Source organism: Modestobacter roseus, from assembly GCF_007994135.1.
Lineage (GTDB): Bacteria > Actinomycetota > Actinomycetes > Mycobacteriales > Geodermatophilaceae > Modestobacter > Modestobacter roseus.
Window position 1 is genome coordinate 1,386,950 of sequence record NZ_VLKF01000001.1, and the last position, 18,697, is coordinate 1,405,646.

The following is an 18,697-nucleotide window of genomic DNA, read 5'->3' on the forward strand; positions in this document are numbered from 1 at the left end:
GCCGCGGAACGGGTGGCCGGCGCTCCTACTGGAGCGCCTGTGTCCGCCCGTCGCGGCTGCGCGCGGGCACCGGACGGGGCACCCGCCCGGGCAGCCGGTCGGCCAGCCGGTCGAGCACGCCCCACCAGGTGACCCGTGCCAACGCCTCTCCAACGATCGAACCGCTCATCTTGCTCCGGCCGACCGTGCGTTCGGTGAACGTGATCGGCACCTCCACCACCCGGGCGCCGGACCGTACCGCCCGCCAGGCCCAGTCGACCTGGAAGCAGTAGCCCTGGCTGGCGACCTGGTCGAAGGGCAGCCGGGCCAGCAGGTCGGCGCGGGCGGCCCGGAAGCCGCCGGTGGCATCGGCCAGCGGCAGCCGCAGGGCCCAGCGGGTGTAGACGTTGCCGATCCGGGAGATGGCCTGCCGCCGGCGGGGCCAGTCGCGCACCTGGCCGCCCGGCACCCACCGCGACCCGAGCGCCAGGTCGGCGTCGGCCAGCGCGGCCAGCAGGGCGGGCAGCCGCTCGGGTGGGTGCGACCCGTCGGCGTCCATCTCCACCACCACGGCGCAGCCGTGCTCGGCGGCCCAGCGGAATCCGGCGACGTAGGCCGGCCCCAGCCCCTGCTTGCCGGCCCGGTGCAGCACGTGCACCCGGTGGTCGGCGGCGGCCCGGGCGTCGGCCAGCTCGCCGGTGCCGTCGGGTGAGGCGTCGTCGACGACCAGCACGTGGGCCGCGGGCACCGCGGCGTGCAGCCGGTCGAGCACCGCGCCGAGGCTCCCCACCTCCTCGTAGGTGGGGATGACCACCAGCACGGAGCCCTCCGGCCCGGCTCCGTCGGTCACCGGGCCCTCCGGCGGGCCCGGCCCGTCGTCAGGGCGGCGAGCACCGCACCGACGCCGATCGCGGTCAGCAGCCACTCGGGCGCGGCGCCGAGCCGCTCGGCCACGGTGCGCTGGTCGCGCTGGGCGATCGGCTCCACGAAGGAGTCGGCGGTGAACAGCTCCGAGCGGTGCACCAGCGTGCCGTCGGGGGCGACGATCGCGCTCACCCCGCTGGTCGCGGCGACCACGACCGTCCGGCCGAACTCGACCGCCCGCAGCCGGCTCATCGCCAGCTGCTGCTCGGTCTCGTCGGTGTAGCCGAACGTGGCGTTGTTGGTCTGCACGACGATCATCCCCGCGCCGTCGTCGACGACGTCGGACACCAGTCCGTCGTAGGCGATCTCGAAGCAGATGACGTCGCCGACCCGCGCTCCCCCGATGTCCAGCGTGCCGACCTCGGTGCCGTGGGCGAAGTCGGTGACCCGGTCGACCAGCGGGCTGAAGAACCGGAAGAACGGCCGCGCCGGCACGTACTCGGCGAGCGGGACCGGGTGCCGCTTGACGTAGGTCTCCCCCGGCCCGGTGACCGGGTCCCACACGATGCCGGTGTTGGAGATGAGCTCGCCGGGCCCCTGGACGACGGCGCCGACCAGGATCGGCGCGTCGATGGCCGCGGCCGCGCGGCTGATCACCCGGGCGGCGTCGGCGTTGGTGTACGGGTCGATGTCGGAGCTGTTCTCCGGCCAGATCACCAGGTCCGGCTGCGCGGCGTCCCCGGCGGCGACGGCGTCGGCCAGCCGGATCGTCTCCGCGGCGTGGTTGTCCAGCACCGCCCGGCGCTGGGCGTTGAAGTCCAGGCCGGCCCGCGGCACGTTGCCCTGGATGACGGCGACGGTCCGGGTCGGGCCGCCCTCGGTGAGCGAGGAGCCGGCCAGTGGCAGCCAGGCCAGCCCACCGACGGCCGGGACGGCGAGGGCGGCGACGAGCGGTACGGCGGCGGCGCGCAGCACGGGCCGGGCGCCCCTCCCCTCCCCCACTGCCCGGGCGCGGACGACGGCCGCGGCCAGCAGCGTCCCGGTCAGCGCCACGGCGAAGCCGACCAGCGGCACGCCGCCGTAGGCGGCGAACGCGGTGAAGGGCCCCTCGGCCTGGCTGAAGCCGAGCCGGCCCCAGGGGAAGCCGCCCAGGGGCCAGCGGCCGCGGAGCGCCTCCTGGGCCACCCACAGCGCGGCGGCCCACACCGGCCACCCCGGCAGCCGGGAGGTGAGCGCCGTCGCGCCGCCGAGGAGGGCGAAGTAGAGCGCCTCGGTCACCGCGAGCGCCAGCCACGGGAAGGACCCGACGTACACCCCGCTCCACGACAGCAGCGGCACCATGGTGACCAGCCCGAGCACCAGGCCCAGCCACAGACCGGCGCGCACCCGCTGACCGCGGACGGCGAGCGCCAAGGCGGCCGGGCCGGCCACCGCGAGGGCGGACAGGTCGTGGGCCGGGAACGCCAGGTAGACCGCCAGTCCGCCGAGGGCGGCGAGCGCGGTGCGCCAGGGCCACCGGACCTGCCGCGCGGGCGTCGGGCGTCCGACCGGGAGCCGGGCCGGGTCGGCCGTTGCCGTGCCGCTCACCGTCACTGCCGGCACCGCCGCCCTCCGCGCAGCCCGGGACGGGAGCCCGGGAGGTCGCCGACCGCGTGGGAACCGGGCCGGGGCCGCCGCACGGGGTGCGGCGGCCGCCCACCAGCATCCCATCCCGGGACGCCGGCTGGTCCGACCCGGCTGGGTCGACCCGGCCGGTCCCCCTGGGGGCTCCGCGCCTTCGGGCCGGTGCAGCGGCGGCTGGGTGCGGCCGTTGCGCCGTTGTCTGGTGACGCGGAGCCCCGGAGGGCGGGACCGGAGTGAGAGCCGGTCTGCCCAGATGGACCGCGCCGAGACTAGGGACCGGCGACGGGCGAGGGAACCACCGGGGGCCCTCCGGTGACGAACGGGTCAGACCGTTACCCGACCGTTACCCGGCTGCGGGCGTGCCGGGTCGACATGGCGACCCGGCGGCGTCGACGAGGCGACATGTCGACACGGGATCAGCTGTCCGCACCCGGCACCACCAGCGTCGCGACCGCTTCGACGACCCGCAGCGGCGGGTCGAGCACCCGCGCCGCCGAGGCGCCGCGGGACGGCTCCGCGCGGGCCACGACATCGGCCCAGCAGCGCAGCTCACGGCTGCGCCGGCCCACCCGCACCACCTCGCAGGAGGCCTCCAGCACGTCCCCGGCCTGCACCGCAGCGAGGAACCGGACCTCCGAGTAGCCGGCCAGCAGGCCCTCGTCGCCGTCGGCCCGGATCGCCACCTCGGTGGCGACGTCGCCGAACAGACCGAGGGTGTACGCGCCGTCGACGAGGTCACCGCCGTAGTGCGCGTGCGCGTGCGGCACGTACCGGCGGTGGGTCACGGTCAGGCCCAGACGTGGGTCGGTCGAGCGTGGGTCGGTCACGACGTCTCCTCCGGGGGTACGAGTGCGTGCACGAGGTAGCTGGCGACCTCGCCGGGCGTCGTCCCCCGGCCGAAGACCTTGTCCACGCCCAGCTCGGCGGCCATCGCCGGGTCGAAGCGCGGGCCGCCCACCACCAGCAGCGGACTGGACTCCCCCATCGCCTCCCGGAACGCCCCGGCGAGCTCGCGGGTGTTGCGCAGGTGGGCGTCCTTCTGGGTGACCACCTGGGAGACCAGGACGGCGTCGGCCTTGCGGGCGCGGGCCGCGCGGACCAGCTCCGGGACGCTGACCTGGGCGCCGAGGTTGGCCACCTGCAGCTCCCGGTAGTACTCCAGCCCCTTCTCCCCCGCGAAGCCCTTGAGGTTGAGGATCGCGTCGATGCCGACGGTGTGCGCGTCGGTGCCGATGCACGCCCCCAGGACGACGAGGCTGCGCCGCAGCCGGGTCTTCACCGCCGCGTTGACCTCGCTGGGCGACAGCAGCGGGTAGGCCCGCTCCTCGACCTCGACGGCGTCGAGGTCGACCAGGTGACGCACGCTGCCGTAGACCACGAAGAAGGTGAAGGCGGCGTCCGCACCTCCCGCCCCGCCCCCGCCACCGATCCCGGTGCTGTGCACCACCATGGCCGGCTCGATGCCCATCTTGGCCGCCAGCTGCAGCGCCGCCCCGTCGGCCCGCGGCCCGGGCGGCACGGGCAGGGTGAACGACGTCTGCACCATCCCGTCGCCGGTGGTGTCCCCGTAGGGCCGGACGATGCCCTCAGGCATGGACGCGCTCCAGCAGCTCGGTGGCCGGGTCGTAGTGGTCGGCGGCCTTGACGACGACGCCGTCCAGGCCCTTGCCGCCGTCCGGGGACCGCCGGGTGATCCCGAACGTGCCGTCGGCGATCGCCTGGATCAGCCCCTGCGGGTGGTCGGCGATCCGCTCCAGCAGGTCGACGGCCTCGGTGAGCACCGTGTGCGCGCGGCGGTCGATGAACCCGCCGGGCTGGGGGTGGAAGTCCTCGTGCAGGTTGCCGGCGGCCTCGAGCACGTAGCGCACGTTGCGCAGCGCGAGGTCGCGGTCGGACAACCAGGGGGTGACCACCGCCTCGGTCATCATCCCGACCAGCAGGATCCCCTGGCCGGTGAGCGCCCCGGCCAGGTTGAAGAAGCCGTCGAGCAGGTAGCCGCGGAAGACGTCGCCGGTCATGTGCTTCGTCGGCGGCATCCACTTCAGCGGCGCGTCGGGGAACAGCTCCCGGGCCAGCAGCGCGTGCGCCAGCTCCAGCCGGAAGGACTCCGGGACCGCCGGGTCGATCTCGAACGCGTGGCCGAGACCCAGCTGCCAGTCGGCGAGCCCGGCCTCCTTCGCCAGCGTCTCGTTGAGCAGCTGGCTGACGGTGACGGTGTGCGCCTCGTCGACGGCGTCGGCGGTGGTGAGGTAGTTGTCCTCGCCGGTGTTGATGACGATCCCGGCGCGGGCGTGCACCATCCGGCTGAACCGCTGGTCGACGAAGGTGCGGCGGGGGTTGATGTCGCGGAAGAGGATCCCGTACATCGCGTCGTTGAGCATCATGTCCAGCCGCTCCAGCCCGGCCAGCACGGCGATCTCCGGCATGCACAGCCCGGACGCGTAGTTGGTCAGCCGGACGTAGCGACCCAGCTCCGCGCTGACGTCGTCCAGCGCGGCGCGCATCAGCCGGAAGTTCTCCTGGGTGGCGTACGTGCCGGCGTAGCCGGTGCGGGTGGCGCCCTCGGGCACGTAGTCCAGCAGCGACTGCCCGGTGGAGCGGATGACGGCGATGACGTCGGCGCCCGCCCGGGCGGCAGCCTGCGCCTGCGGGATGTCCTCGTGGATGTCGCCGGTGGCCACGATCAGGTAGATCCACGGGCGGCGCGGCGGGTCGCCGTGGGTGCCCACCAGCTCGTCGCGGCGGGCCCGGTTGGCGTCGATCCGGGCGATCCCGGCGCCGACGGCCGCGCGGGCGGCCTCGCGGGCACGCTCGGCGGCCGCCCCCTCGGGCACGGTGAACCGGGCGGTCCCGGCGCCCACCTGCTCGGCGAGGGCCTGCAGGTCGCCGTCCCCGGTGGCCAGCGCGTGCCAGACCGGCAGCGCGACGCCGTGCTCGAGGCCCACCTGGTCGCGGACGGCGTCCACCACGCGGTTCACCCACGGCACCCGGTCCTGCTGCTCGGTCCCACCCCCGGTCACCGGGTCGGTCCCGGTCAGCCCGGCAAGCCGCAGCACCGCCCGCTCCACCGAGACCGTGGTGTGCGCCGTGGCCAGGTCGACCACCGGGGCGGCGGCCCGCGCGGCCAGCTCCCGGGCCCGGACGACCAGCGCCGGGTCCAGCGTGAGCTTCCCGCTCATCGGACGATCCGGCTCTCGGCGCCGGGGTGGTGGGTCACGGGGCAGCTCCGATCGGGTGGCCGGCGACGACCAGCTGCCGGCAGGCGGGACGGACGCGGCCGGCGAGCACCGCGGACAGGGTCAGCTCGGTCGCCCACAGCGCCAGGTCCGCCGGCGCGCCCACCGCCAGCGGGCCCTCCGGGTGCTCGGCGCGCGCGGCCACCCAGCCCCCGTGGGTGGCGGCGTCGAAGGCGTCGAAGGGGCGCATCCCCGAGCCCGGGGTGGTGTGGTCGACCGCGGCGTACACCCCACCCCACGGGTCCATCGGGGTCACCGGGGCGTCGCTGCCCAGCGCGACCGGGACGTCGGCGTCGACGAGGTCGGCCAGCGGGTTGGTGGCCACCGCCCGGGCGACCCCGAGCCGCTCGGCGTACATCCCCTCCGCGCCACCCCACAGCGCGTCGAACGCCGACTGCACGCTGGCGACCATGCCCCAGCGGCGCAGCTGGTCGATCGCCTCGGCGTCGACCATCTCCACGTGCTCCAGCCGGTGCCGGCAGGCCCGGACGGCGTCGCGGCCGAGCTCGTCGACGACGGCGCCCACGGCGGTGAGCACCTGGGCCACCGCGGCGTCGCCGATGACGTGGAAACCGGCCTGGACGCCGGCGAGGGTGCAGGCGCGCAGGTGTTCCACGAGCTGACCGGTCTCGAACCGCAGCGCGCCGGTGGTCTCCGGCCGGTCGGTGTACGGGCTGCTCAGCGCGGCGGTGTGCGAGCCGAACGCGCCGTCGCAGAACAGGTCGCCGCCGGCGCCGGCCAGGCCCAGCTCGGTGACGACGTCGAGTCCGCCCCGCTCGAACAGCTCGCCCCAGTACCCGAGCACCCGCAGCCCGGGCTGCTCGGCCGCCAGCTCCAGCAGCCCGGCCAGGTCGTCGGCGCCGGAGACCTCCGGGCCGGCCATCTCGTGCACCGTGCCGATGCCGAGCGCCGCGGCGGCGTCGAGGGTGGCGCGCTGGGCGGTGCGCCGCTGCACCGGGTCGACCGAACCGTAGGCGAGCACCCGGGCGGCGTGGTGGGCGTCCAGACGCAGCCGGCCGTCGGCGGAGAAGCCGGGCAGCTCGGTGACGTCGCGGAGGCGGTCGAGCAGGGCGGTGGAGACGGTGGCCGAGTGCACGTCGATCCGGGCCAGGTACGCCGGCCGGTCCCCCACCGCGGCGTCCAGGTCGTGCCGGGTCAGCCCGCGCCCCTCCGGCCAGGCGGTCTCGTCCCACCCGGTGCCCAGCAGCACGCCGGTCGGCGTCGCCGTGGCGTGCCCGGCGACGCGGGCCAGCGCCGAGCGCAAGCTGTCGGCACCGGCCAGGTCCAGCCCGGTCAGCGCCAGCCCGGTCGCCGTGGCGTGCACGTGGGCGTCGACGAACGCCGGGGTGAGCAGCGCTCCCCCACCGTCCACGACCAGGTCGGCCCGCGGTGCGTCGGCGGCGTCGCCCAGCCAGGCGATCCGGCCGTCGACGACGTGCACCGCCCGGCCGGGGCGGTCGCCCACCGTGACGCCGGTGACCAGCAGGCTCACCGGGCCACCCGCGGGTCGATCAGTGCCCGGACCCCCGGCGTCCGCCGGTACAGGTCCAGTGCCAGGGCTGCGTGCCCCGGCGTGTAGCCGTTGCCGACCAGCATCGTCACGTCCGCCGCCATCCCCTCAGCTCCCAGGGCCGCCGCCGAGAAGGACGTGGCCATGGAGAAGAAGACCACGGTGCCGCCCTCGGCCGTCGCGAGGACCGCCCCGTGCTCGGCGCCGGGCACGTCGACGCAGACCACCGTGACGTCGACCGGCTCCCCGACCGCGGCCGCCACGGCCAGCGGGTCGGTGGCGTCGGCGACGACCACGTCGTCGGCCAGCCCGGCCGCGCGCAGCGCCGTCGCCTCGGTGGCGTCCCGGACGACGCCCACCAGCCGGCCGGCCCGGGCGTCGCGGGCCGCGGCCAGGCTCAGGCAGCCGGACTTGCCCGCCGCGCCCAGGACGGCGACCGACGGGCGGTGCCCGGCCCGGTGCACCACCCGTTCGGTGGCCGCCGGCGCCCCGCAGACGTCGAGGACCGCGAGCGCCACCTGCTGGGGCACGTCATCGGGCAGGACGGCGGCGATGGAGCGGGCGAACAGGATCGCGGTGCCGGAGGTCGGCACCTGCTCACCGCGCCCGTCCCAGCGGGCCAGCCCGTCGGTGATCCGCAGCGGGGTCAGGGTGAGCGACACCAGGGTGGCCACCGGGTCGCCGGGCACCAGGCCCAGCGGCGAGCGGGGGCCGACCTCCTCGACGACGCCGACCAGCATGCCGCCGGAGCCGGTGACCGGGTTGTGCATCTTCCCGCGGCTCTCGACGATGCCGAGCACGGCGGCCCGGACGGCGTCCCCGTCGCCGCCGTGGGCCTCGGACAGCTGGCGGAAGGACGCGGCGTCGAGGTTCAGCCGGGAGACCGCGATGCGGACCTCGTCCGGGCCGATCCGCGGGTCCGGGTCGAGCCGGGTGGCCGCCTGGGGCAGCACGCCGGGCGGTTCGAGCACCCGGTGCACCCCCAGGGTTCGGTGCAGCGCGTCGATCGCCACGGACGCTCGTCCCTCCACTGGTCGGCGCTGACAGGCGGAGAACCTATCGGCAATGTCATCAAAACCCGAAGAACTTCCCGTATGGTCGCCGCACGGTGTCGCCCGGCCGCCCGCCACGGGTGGCCACGGAGGACGGAGCAGCGGTGCTGGAACAGCCCTACGAGTACCTCGCCCGGGAGCTCGTCGAACCGGACTGGCGCCGGCTGCCGGGGTTCGCCGACGTGACCGAGGCCGAGTGGCGCAGCGCCCAGTGGCAGCGCGCGCACTGCGTGAAGAACCTGCGGCAGCTGCGCGGCGTGTACGGGGACCGGCTCGCGGAGTCCTTCTACGCCGACGTCGAGGCCGACCAGGCCGGGCGGGCGACCATGTCGCTGCTGCTGCCGCCGCAGATGCTCAACACCATGGTGCCGGCGGCGGTGCCCACCACCGCCGCGATGCTCGCCGACCCGGTGCGGCGCTACATGCTCCCCGTCGCCTCCGACCGGCTGCCCGGTGACCTGGCCAGCCACCCGCACGCCGCGCGCGACTCGCTGCACGAGCACGAGATGTGGGCGGTCGAGGGGCTGACCCACCGCTACCCCACCAAGGTGCTCGCCGAGCTGCTGTCGACCTGCCCGCAGTACTGCGGCCACTGCACCCGGATGGACCTGGTCGGCAATTCCACCCCCGCCGTCCCCAAGCTCAAGTTCGAGCTCAAGCCGGTCGACCGGCAGGCAGAGATGCTGGCCTACCTGCGCCGCACCCCCGGCGTGCGCGACGTCGTCGTCTCCGGCGGTGACGTGGCGAACCTGCCGTTCAAGAACCTGGAGGCGTTCGTCGCCGGGCTGCTGGAGATCGACTCGGTGCGCGACGTCCGGCTGGCGTCCAAGGCGCTGATGGGGCTGCCGCAGCACTGGCTGGCCGATGACGTCCTCGCCGGCATGACCCGGCTGGCCACCACCGCCCGCGAGCGCGGGGTGGCGCTGGCGGTGCACACGCACGTGAACGCGGCGCAGTCGGTGACCCCGCTGGTCGCCGAGGCGTCCCGGGCACTGCTGGCCGCCGGGGTGCGCGACGTGCGCAACCAGGGCGTGCTGCTCGCCGGGGTCAACGACACCGCGGGGCAGCTGCTGGACCTGTGCTTCGCCCTGCTCGACGGCGCCGGCATCACGCCCTACTACTTCTACATGTGCGACATGATCCCCAGCGCCGAGCACTGGCGGGTCTCCCTCGCGCACGCCCAGACGCTGCAGCACGACCTGATGGGCTACCTGCCCGGCTTCGCCACCCCGCGGATCGTCTGCGACGTGCCCTACGTCGGGAAGCGCTGGGTGCACCAGTTCGCCGAGTACGACCGCGAGCGCGGCGTCAGCTGGTGGACGAAGAACTACCGCACCGGCATCGAGCGCACCGACGCCGGGGCGCTGGACCGGCGGCACGTCTACTACGACCCGGTGCACACCCTGCCGGCGTCCGGGCAGGCGTGGTGGTCCGAGCAGCGCGCCGGGGCCCTGACCCCCGTCGGCTGCTGAAGGACCCCACTGCCCCCCACCACTCGCGGGCTCGCGGCGGGCCCCTGCTGCGGGGCCGGAGGCTGGCGTTTCCGCGGTGGCGGACAGCGGTAGCCAGGACCGGTGGAACTGCTGTGCACCGACCGGCTGCGGCTGCGCGCCTGGACGACGGACGCCGTCGACCTGGCCCGGCTGGCCGACCTGTACAGCCGCGAGGAGGTGACCTGCTGGCTCGGCGGCCCGCCCACGGTGCCACCGGCGGAGCTGGTCGCCCGCTGGGAACTCGTCCACCGGCTGGACGCCCGGCACGGGTGCTGGGCGATCGAGCCCCGGGACGGCGGACCGGTGGCCGGCACCCTGCTGCTCAAGCCGCTGCCCAACGGCGTCGGCGAGGTGGAGGTCGGCTGGCACCTGCACCCGGACAGCTGGGGCGCCGGGTACGCCACCGAGGCCGCCCACGCCGTCGTCGACCGCGCGTTCACCGAGGGGCTGGCCGAGGTGTACGCCGTGGTGCGGCCGGACAACACCCGCTCGCTGGCCGTCTGCGCCCGGCTGGGCATGGCGCCGCTGGGCCGCACCCGCCGCTGGTACGGCACCGAGGTGGAGGCGTTCCGGCTCAGCGCGCCGGAGGAGTGAGCGACGGGTGGACTGGTTCAGCGACCCCGGCGCCTGGCTCAGCCGGCTGGTGCTCACCCGGGGCGTGGCGGTGGTCTACCTGCTCGCCTTCGTCGCGGCGCTCCGGCAGGGGCCGGCGTTGCTGGGCTCCGCCGGGCTGACCCCGGTCCCCCGCTTCCTGCGGCACAGCTCGTTCCGCCGGGCGCCCAGCCTGTTCCACTGGCGCTGGTCGGACCGGCTGTTCGCCGGGGTCTGCTGGACGGGCACCGCGCTCTCGCTCGCCACGCTGGCCGGGCTGGCCGACCGGCTGCCGGTGGCCGGCTGGATGGTGCTGTGGCTCGGCCTCTGGGCGCTGTACCTGTCGATCGTCAACGTCGGCCAGATCTGGTACGGCTTCGGCTGGGAGACGCTGCTGCTGGAAGCGGGCTTCCTGATGGTCTTCCTCGGCCCCGCGCACGTCGCACCCCCGACGCTGGTGCTGTGGCTGGTGGCCTGGCTGCTGTTCCGGCTGGAGTTCGGCGCCGGGCTGATCAAGCTGCGCGGTGACCGGTGCTGGCGGGACCTGACCTGCCTGGACTTCCACCACGAGACCCAGCCGATGCCCGGCCCGCTGAGCTGGTGGTTCCACCGGCTGCCGCGCCGGCTGCACCGGGTGGAGACGGTGGCCAACCACGTCACCCAGCTGGTCGTCGTGTTCGGCCTGCTCGCCCCGCAGCCGGTCGCCGGCGTCGCCGCACTGGTCGTCGTCGTCACCCAGGGCTACCTGGTGGTCAGCGGCAACTTCGCCTGGCTCAACTGGCTGACCCTGGTGCTCGCGCTCGGCGTCGTCGACGGTGGCTGGTACGCCGCCGTGCTACCGGTCGACCCGCCGGCGCAGCTCGACTCCCCCGCCTGGTTCACCGCCGTCTCCATCGGCCTGGCGGTGCTGGTCGCGGTGCTCAGCGTGGCGCCGGTGCGCAACCTGCTCTCCCGGCAGCAGCGGATGAACACCAGCTTCGACCCGCTGCGGCTGGTCAACAGCTACGGCGCCTTCGGCTCGGTCACCCGGGTGCGCCGGGAGCTGGTGGTCGAGGCGACCGACCGGCCCGACCCGGACGCGGTCTGGCGGGAGTACGAGTTCCGCGGCAAGCCCGGCGACGTGCGCCGCCGTCCGCCGCAGTGGGCGCCCTACCACCTGCGGCTGGACTGGCTCATGTGGTTCGTCGCGCTCTCCCCCGCCTACGGCCGCACCTGGCTCAGCGCGTTCCTGGGCAGGCTGCTGGACGCCGACCCGGCCACGCTGCGGCTGCTCCGGTCGGCCCCGTTCGGGGACCGGCCGCCGGCCGCCGTCCGCGTGCTGCTCTACCGGTACCGGTTCACCACCCGCGCGGAGCGGCGGGCGTCCGGTGCCTTCTGGCACCGGACGTTCGAGCGGGAGCTCGTGCCACCGGTCACCCGGGAGGAGCTGGGGTCGATCCGCTGAGTCAGCGGCCGCGGCGGGCGAACCGCCGGCGCAGGCGGGCCACCGGGTGCGGCGTCTCCGGCTCGCCCTTGTGGCCCGTGGCGTGCCCGGTGTCCAGCGCCGTGGCCTGCTCCGGCGTGGGGGCCGTGCCGCCGAGGTGGGCCGGCAGCCACCAGCGGTCGTCGTCGCCGGCGGGCTGGTCGGGGTAGGTGCGCTGCGCCTCGGCCAGCAGCTCCTCCATCGCGGCCCGCGTGCGCCGCAACAGCGCCTGCGCCTTCTCCCCCGGCTCGGGGACGATGGGTTCGCCGACGACCACCGTCACCGCCACCCCGCGCTTGAGCACCACCGGGTGCCCCTTGGTGGCGATCCGCTGCCCGCCCCACACGGCGGCCGGGAGGATCGGCACCCCGGCGTCCAGGGCCATCCGCGCCGCGCCGGCCTTCAGGTCCTTGACGGTGAACGAGCTGCTGATGGTCGCCTCGGGGAAGACGCCGACGACCTGGCCGTCCTTGAGCGAGCGGACCGCGGCGTCGAAGGCGGCAGCGCCGGCCTTGCGGTCGACCGGGATGTGCTGCATGGCCCGCATGAACGGCCCGGCGAACCAGTGGTCGAAGACCGACGCCTTCGCCATGAAGCGGACCAGGCGGTGCTGCGGCAGCGCCGCGAGGCCCAGGAAGGTGAAGTCGAAGTAGCTGACGTGGTTGCTGCACACGATCGCGCCGCCGGAGGTGGGCACGTGCTCGCCCCCGCGGACGTCGAATCGGAAGCCGAAGAGCCGGAACACGACCAGCGCCATCCGGATGACGAACCGGTAGGGCCGGTCACGCTTGTCCGGGCGGGGCCCGAAGAGGTCGCGACGGACGATGTCGCCCCAGCTGGCGGTGTACATGAGCGGACCCTAACCAACGGTTCCGGACGTCGACCCGCTCACCCGACGTGGGACGCGGCGACCGCCTCCCGGACGACGGCGCCGAGGTCCCCGGACCGGGCGAACGCGGCCCGCTGCAACCGGGCCCCGGTGCCACGCCGCCGGATCTCGGCGAGGCCGTCCTCGACCCGCTCGAGGTCGCCGGCGTCGGCCAGCGCCGGCCGGACGTGTCCGAGCAGGGCGTCCAGCACCTCACCGGCCGGCGCGGATCGGCCCGACCGCGGGTCCACGAGGACGTCGTCCAGGCCGGAGCGGCCGGCCCGCCAGGCGGCGACGCGGACCAGTTCGGTCGGCACGTCGGGGGCGGGCACCCCGGCGCGCCAGTCACGGGCGGCGGTCTCGACCAGTGCCCGGACGAGCCCAGCGTGCACGACGGCGTCGCTCACCCGCAGCACGACGTCGGCGACCCGCACCTCGACCGTGGGCCAGGAGGCCGACAGGCGGGCGTCGAAGTAGACCATCCCCTCGTCGAGCACCGTGCCGGTGGCGGTGAAGTCGGAGATCAGCCGGTGGTAGGCCTCGGGTGTGCCGAACCGGCCGGTGGGGCCGGCCGAGGGCCAGCGGTTCCACACCTGGGAGCGGAAGCTGGCATAGCCGGAGTCCCGGCCACCCCAGAACGGGGAGTTGCTGGTCAGCGCGGTCAGCACGGGCAGCCAGACCCGGATGCGGTCGAGGACGGCCACGCCCTCCTCGTCGTCGGCGACCGAGACGTGCACGTGGCAGCCGCAGGTCAGCACTTCCTCGGCCGTGAGGCCGAACGCCTCCGCCATCCGGGCGTACCGGCGCCCCGGGGTGGCGACCGGCTGCACCGGCACCGGTGAGGTGGCGAGGGCCGCCACGCGAGCGCCCACCGATGCGGCGGCGGCATCGGCCCGGGAGCGCCACCAGATCAGCTCCGCGGTCACCTCGTCGAGGTCGCGGCAGACCCGGGTGCCGAGCTCGATCTGCTGCTCCTTCAGCTCCGGCACCAGGTGGGCTCCCGGATCGGGGTCGTCCTCCCCCTCCTCGATGCGGTCGTGCTCCTCGACCGTCTCCCCCTCCCCGCGGCGTGCGGCGGCCTCCAGTGCCTCGGGCCCCAGCGGTACCGGGGTGCCCGACTCGGCCACGACCAGCAGTTCTTCCTCGACTCCCACGGTGCGCACCCCGCCATGATCACCGGTGCGGTCGCCGTTCTGGCGGGTGCGCGGCGGCTGTTCACCGGGTGGGGTCACTGCGCCTGCGGCGCCCGGAGGGTGGCGCGTCGCCTTGTCTGGCAGGTGACCACGAAATGTGTCCGGACTTTTGTTGGGGATAACGGTAGTGTCCGGTCATGTCCGGTCGGTGGCAGCCTCCGCTGCCGCACATGCCTGCCCCACCACCCGAGCGCGCCTGGCAACGGCTGGCGGTGCCCCGGGGGTACGAGGTGCAGTGGCGCCGCCTGGTCGATGCGGCGCTGGAGCTCGACCTGGGGCCCGACGACCTCGCGGCCGGGGGGTTCGCGGAGCTGGCCGCGGCGCGGGAGTGGAAGCCGGCGACCGTGACGCTCTACAGCAAGGTTGGCCGGTACGGCGGGCTGGACCTGCCCCTGCCGCACACGCCCGAGCCGGATCCGCCGGTGCTGGACCTGCGGCCACTCACCGAGATCCGCAGCGACGACCCCGAGCACCTGCGCACGGTGGCGTGGTGCTCACTGGCGCTGCAGTGGCCGGCGACGGTCGGGCAGTTCCGGTCGCTGCGCCGGGACCAGGTCGACGTCTCCGGGGACGCGTTGCGGATCAGCACCGAGGACGGCGCGTGGACGGTTCGCGGCGCCACCGCGGCGTGGAGTGCCTGGGAGGCGACCCGGGACCGGTTCCCGGCGCTGGCCGCCAGCTCCTGGGTGCTGCCGGCGTTGCGCCGGGGTCCGGGCGTGGACAGCCGGATCGGTGGGCGGCTGTCGACCCAGGCGCTGCAGACCACGTTCGCGAAGCACGCGGCCAACACGGGGCGCCACCTGCAGGCGACGGCGCTCCCCCGCCACCGGGAGGCCGCCGACGCCCTGGCCGCGGTGTACCTGACCCTGTCCTACGACTCCTACCGCCGCCTGGCGCTGGCCACCGGCGCTCCGCCGGTCGCCGTCCGGGGCACCGTGCGGGCGCTGCGCAGCGTGCACCGGACGTCCCGGCTGGCCGGCTGACCCGGGGCGGCCCGGCCCGGGTCAGCAGAGCGCCAGCTGTTCGGGCTCCTCGGCCGGCGCCCGAACAGCTGGCGCGCGCACCGGCAGGCTGCCGGCGGGGAAACCGGCCGACTCGTCACCGGGCAGGCCGGTGTCGGAAGCGCCGTCGACGCCGCGGGCGAGGCCGCCGCTCTGCCGGTCCAGGCCGTGGCGGGCGAGCAGCGGGGCGACCCGCTTGGTGAGCCAGGTGCGGTAGTCGGCGGGCACGTAGGCACCCCGGCCGTAGAGGTTGCGGTAGCGCGGCACCAGGGTCGGGTGCTCGCGGGCGAGCCAGGCGGTGAACCACTCCCGCGCGCCGGGGCGCAGGTGCAGCGGCAGGACGGTGACCCCGGTGGCACCCGCGTCGGCGATCGCCCCGATCGCGGCGTCGAGGTGGTCGAGCTGGTCGGTGAGCCCGGGGAGCACCGGGGCGAGGAACACCCCGCACGGCAGCCCGGCATCGGTGATCGCCCGCACCAGGTCCAGCCGCGCCCGCGGGGTGGGGACGCCGGGCTCGAGCGCCTGGTGCAGCTCGTCGTCCCAGATCGCCATCGACACGCCCATCCCGATCGGCACGTCCCGCGCGGCGGCGGCGAGCAGCGGGACGTCGCGGCGGGCCAGTGTGCCCTTGGTGAGCACCGAGAACGGGGTGCCCGAGGTCGCCAGCGCGCTGATGATCCCTGGCATCAGCCGGTAGCGGCCTTCGGCCCGCTGGTAGGGATCCGTGTTGGTGCCCAGCGCGACGTGTTCTCGCCGCCAGGAGGGCCGGGCCAGCTCCCGGCGTAGCACCTCGGCGATGTTGGTCTTGACCACGATCTGCTGGTCGAAGTCGTCGCCGCTGTCCAGCTCCAGCCACTCGTGCGTGCCCCGGGCGAAGCAGTTGTGGCTGACCACGCCGTTGGCGATGAAGTCCCCGGTGCCCGTGGTGATGTCGTACATCGGCATCTCGAGACCGAGGTCCTCGATCCCGGTGACCTGCAGGTCGGCGTTGCTCTTGATGGCGATGCCCTGGACCGAGCACTTGCGGCGGATCGCCGGGTCGACGAGATGGATGAACCGCAGGTGTTCCGACAGCCCACCCCGCAGCCGCACCGTGCGGACGTGGTTCGCCAGGCCGGGGTCTTCGAGCACGCTGTCGAAACCGAGGGCGGTGAATGCCTCCGACGTGCGCGTCAACATCCCGTCGTCCGCGTTGCTGATCCGCAGGACGTGCTGGCTGCGTCCGCCCTCCGCGTCGAAGATCCCTGCGAGGAAACCCCGCCGCCAGGGGTCTGACGGCGTCTCCGGCCACTCGACCAGCTCCATGATCCGGGCGACCGCCGCTGCCGCCGAGGTGCGTATCGCGCTGATCGCCCGCCGCTGCGGTGTGGCCTCGGAGAACTCGAACCAATCCGTCCGGACGCCGGCCAGGGCGAGGTACTGCTGTGTCCGCTGGAGCCCTTCGGCGTCCGCCAGCGCCAACCGGAACCGGTGGAGGTCACCGTGGGCCCGGCCGACCCGTGAGTAGCGGTACGTCTTGAGGTGGCCGTCACCGCGGACCATGCCGGTGAGGTAGCCCCGCCGGTAGTCACCGCACGCCACGGTCGACGGGGCCGTCCGTCCGAAGCCGAGCAGGGAATCGTTCAAGGTGAGATGCGGGCGCTGCTCCCCGCGGCAGCCGGACTCCCGGACGTGCTTCCAGCCGCGGCCGGTCAGGAAGCGGTGGTCGGCACTGGCGACGATCGACGTCCCGTCGGCCAGGGTCACCCGGTGTGCCGGTTTGACGGTCGACCAGTGCGCTCGCACCTCGGTCTGGATGTAGAAGCGGTAGCTGCCGCGCTTCTCCGTGCCGACCACCCGGTCACCGACCTGCACGTCCGCGATGCGCTTCTGCCGCCCGTCGGCCATGAGAACGAGGGTGTTCGGTCCTACGCAGTACACACACGCATGGGAGCAGCCGCGGTAGGGGTTGATGGTGTGGCCGAACGGCATGGCCGACCCCGCCGGGACGGCGTTCAGCGCGCTCTTCGCCCGCACCTCGTGGAAGGTGAGCCCGGGGAACTCCGGCACCTGCACCCGGCGGAGCAGCCCACGCACGGTCGGCAGCCCGGGCAGTGTCGTCGGCTCGTCGAGGTCGAGCTTCTGGGCGTCCCACCGCATGCCGCCCATCCGAACACACGTTCGAAGGACTGTCCAGCGGCGCCCCGGTGTCAGATGGGCGGGCGCTTCTCGTAGGCGGTGGAGAGCACGACCGTCGTCCGGGTGGTCACGTTGGCCACCGCGCGGATCTGCTGCAGCAGCGCCTCCAGCGCGTCGGGTGAGGCCACCCGCACCTTGAGGATGTAGCTCTCCACCCCGGCGACCGAGTGGCACTCCTCGATCGCGTCGAGGTGCGCCAGCCGGGCCGGGGCGTCGTCGGGCTGCGCCGCCTCGATCGGGGTGATCGACACGAACGCGGTCAGCGGCAACCCGAGCAGCTTGGCGTCCAGGTGCGCGCCGTAGCCGGTGATCAGCCCGCGCTGCTCCAGCCGCCGCACCCGCTGATGCACCGCGGAGACCGACAACCCCACCCGCTCGGCCAGGTCGGTGTAGCTGGCCCGCCCGTCCCGGGCCAGCGCCGACAGCAGCGCCCGGTCGACGTCGGGCGCGGGGTCAGCCGGGGAGTTCGACGAGCTCACGGGGGCCCTCGTTCAGCGTGCGGACGCCGTCGTCGGTGCAGACCACGATGTCCTCGATCCGGGCGCCGCAGCGCCCGGCCAGGTAGATGCCGGGCTCGACGGAGAAGGCCATCCCCGGCTCCAGCGGCAGGTCGTTGCCGGCGACGACGTAGGGCGCCTCGTGGGTGTCCAGCCCGATGCCGTGCCCGGTGCGGTGGATGAACTGCTCGCCCCAGCCGGCCTCGGTGATCACCTCGCGCGCCACGGCGTCGATCTGCTCGCAGGTGACACCGGGCCGCACCGCCGCCGTCGCGGCCTCCTGCGCCCGCTGCAGCACGGCGTACCACTCGGCGGTCTCGGCGTCGGCCGAGCCGCCCACGACGTAGGTGCGGGTGCAGTCGGACCGGTAGCCGGTCGCGGTCTCCCCGCCGATGTCGACGACCACCAGGTCACCGGCGGCCACCACCCGGTCGGAGAGCTCGTGGTGGGGGCTGGCGCCGTTCGGGCCCGACCCGACGATCGTGAAGTCGACCCCCACGTGCCCCTCGGCCAGGATCGCCGCGGCGATGTCGGCGCCCACCTCGGCCTCGGTGCGCCCGACCCGCAGCCACTCCCCCATGCGGGCGTGCACCCGGTCGATCGCGGCGCCGGCCAGCGCCAGCTCCTCGACCTCCGCCGGGGTCTTGACCATCCGCAGCCGGTCGACGACCGGGGCGGCGAGCTCCAGCGTCGAACCCGGCAGCGCCCGCTGGATGCCCAGTGCGTGCTCGGCCCAGGTGCGGTTGCCCACCGCCACTCGCTGCGGCGCCGACCCCAGCCGGGCGGTGAGGGCGTCGGCCAGCCGGGCGAACGGGTCGTCGGTCTCGTCCCAGGCCAGCACCTCCAGACCGAGCGCGCCGGCCGGGGACGCCTCGACCATCGGCGCCTCCAGCCGCGGCACGACGAGCAGCGGCTCACCCCGGCGGGGCACGGCCAGCGCGGTCAGCCGCTCCATGGCGTGCGCGTCGTAGCCGCAGAGGTAGCGCAGGTCCGACCCCGGGGTGACCACGACGACGTCGACCCCGACCTCGTCGGCGACCGCGCGGGCGGCGCGCACCCGGTCGATGGACACCAGCGGGGACGAGGGAGCTGCTCCGGACACCACGGCAGCCTAACCACGGGTTCCGACGTGGCCCCCCGTCGTCACCAG

General features: G+C 74.9%; 16 protein-coding genes. 4 read left to right on the plus strand and 12 right to left on the minus strand.

All coding sequences use genetic code 11. The annotated features are described in order from the left end of the window. Positions 1-25: 25 nt before the first annotated feature. From JD78_RS06615 to kdd, 7 genes are all read right to left on the minus strand, one after another. Positions 26-829, minus strand: coding sequence for a polyprenol monophosphomannose synthase (locus JD78_RS06615; RefSeq protein ID WP_166521041.1), 804 nt, complete (start codon positions 827-829; stop codon positions 26-28). After that, positions 826-2,430, minus strand: coding sequence for an apolipoprotein N-acyltransferase (gene lnt, locus JD78_RS06620; protein WP_228395236.1), 1,605 nt, complete (start codon positions 2,428-2,430; stop codon positions 826-828). Before lnt ends, JD78_RS06615 begins: the two co-directional genes overlap by 4 nt. Positions 2,431-2,882: 452 nt before the next feature. Then, a complete protein-coding gene (gene kal / locus JD78_RS06625) occupies positions 2,883-3,293 on the minus strand; it encodes a 3-aminobutyryl-CoA ammonia lyase (RefSeq protein WP_153361159.1) in 411 nt (136 codons plus the stop codon). After that, complete coding sequence (gene kamE / locus JD78_RS06630; RefSeq protein ID WP_153361158.1) at positions 3,290-4,060, minus strand: lysine 5,6-aminomutase subunit beta; 771 nt, start codon at positions 4,058-4,060, stop codon at positions 3,290-3,292. The genes kal and kamE overlap by 4 nt, the downstream gene beginning before the upstream one ends. Further along, a complete protein-coding gene (kamD, locus tag JD78_RS06635; RefSeq protein WP_153361157.1) occupies positions 4,053-5,645 on the minus strand; it encodes a lysine 5,6-aminomutase subunit alpha in 1,593 nt (530 codons plus the stop codon). Before kamD ends, kamE begins: the two co-directional genes overlap by 8 nt. Before the next feature lie 34 nt (positions 5,646-5,679). Continuing rightward, complete coding sequence (locus JD78_RS06640) at positions 5,680-7,194, minus strand: amidohydrolase (RefSeq protein ID WP_153361156.1); 1,515 nt, start codon at positions 7,192-7,194, stop codon at positions 5,680-5,682. Continuing rightward, positions 7,191-8,225, minus strand: a complete 1,035-nt coding sequence (gene kdd, locus JD78_RS06645) for an L-erythro-3,5-diaminohexanoate dehydrogenase (protein ID WP_228395235.1) — start codon at positions 8,223-8,225, stop codon at positions 7,191-7,193. The genes JD78_RS06640 and kdd overlap by 4 nt, the downstream gene beginning before the upstream one ends. Positions 8,226-8,368: 143 nt before the next feature. On the opposite strand from kdd, the gene JD78_RS06650 reads away from it, so the two are divergent. From JD78_RS06650 to JD78_RS06660, 3 genes are all read left to right on the plus strand, one after another. Then, complete coding sequence (locus JD78_RS06650) at positions 8,369-9,736, plus strand: KamA family radical SAM protein (protein ID WP_153361155.1); 1,368 nt, start codon at positions 8,369-8,371, stop codon at positions 9,734-9,736. Positions 9,737-9,838: 102 nt separating this feature from the next. Further along, entirely contained in the window at positions 9,839-10,351 is a 513-nt protein-coding gene (locus JD78_RS06655) for a GNAT family N-acetyltransferase (protein ID WP_153361154.1), read from the plus strand. Between the two features lie 7 nt (positions 10,352-10,358). Beyond that, complete coding sequence (locus JD78_RS06660; RefSeq protein WP_153361153.1) at positions 10,359-11,792, plus strand: lipase maturation factor family protein; 1,434 nt, start codon at positions 10,359-10,361, stop codon at positions 11,790-11,792. Between the two features lies 1 nt (position 11,793). Here the strand turns inward: JD78_RS06660 and JD78_RS06665 are convergent, their stop codons facing one another. After that, positions 11,794-12,660 carry a lysophospholipid acyltransferase family protein gene (locus JD78_RS06665; protein WP_153361152.1) on the minus strand — a complete coding sequence of 289 codons (867 nt, stop codon included), beginning with the start codon at positions 12,658-12,660 and terminating at the stop codon, positions 11,794-11,796. 38 nt (positions 12,661-12,698) lie between these two features. After that, on the minus strand, positions 12,699-13,841 hold the full coding sequence (locus JD78_RS06670; RefSeq protein WP_153361151.1) for a glutamate--cysteine ligase: 1,143 nt from the start codon (positions 13,839-13,841) through the stop codon (positions 12,699-12,701). A gap of 200 nt (positions 13,842-14,041) precedes the next feature. Here JD78_RS06670 and JD78_RS06675 point away from each other — a divergent pair, with 200 nt between their 5' ends. Further along, entirely contained in the window at positions 14,042-14,854 is an 813-nt protein-coding gene (locus JD78_RS06675; RefSeq protein WP_228395234.1) for a hypothetical protein, read from the plus strand. A 21-nt stretch (positions 14,855-14,875) separates the two neighbouring features. On the opposite strand, the gene JD78_RS06680 is transcribed toward JD78_RS06675, so the two are convergent. Genes JD78_RS06680 through JD78_RS06690 form a run of 3 tightly spaced genes read right to left on the minus strand, consistent with a single transcriptional unit; the run spans position 14,876 to position 18,649 of the window. Then, positions 14,876-17,011, minus strand: coding sequence for an intein-containing Rv2578c family radical SAM protein (locus JD78_RS06680; protein WP_153361170.1), 2,136 nt, complete (start codon positions 17,009-17,011; stop codon positions 14,876-14,878). Positions 17,012-17,061: 50 nt separating this feature from the next. Further along, positions 17,062-17,529: an Lrp/AsnC family transcriptional regulator gene (locus JD78_RS06685; protein ID WP_153361149.1), complete on the minus strand. Its 468-nt coding sequence runs from the start codon at positions 17,527-17,529 to the stop codon at positions 17,062-17,064. Then, complete coding sequence (locus JD78_RS06690) at positions 17,504-18,649, minus strand: M24 family metallopeptidase (protein WP_228395232.1); 1,146 nt, start codon at positions 18,647-18,649, stop codon at positions 17,504-17,506. The genes JD78_RS06685 and JD78_RS06690 overlap by 26 nt, the downstream gene beginning before the upstream one ends. Positions 18,650-18,697: the final 48 nt, after the last annotated feature.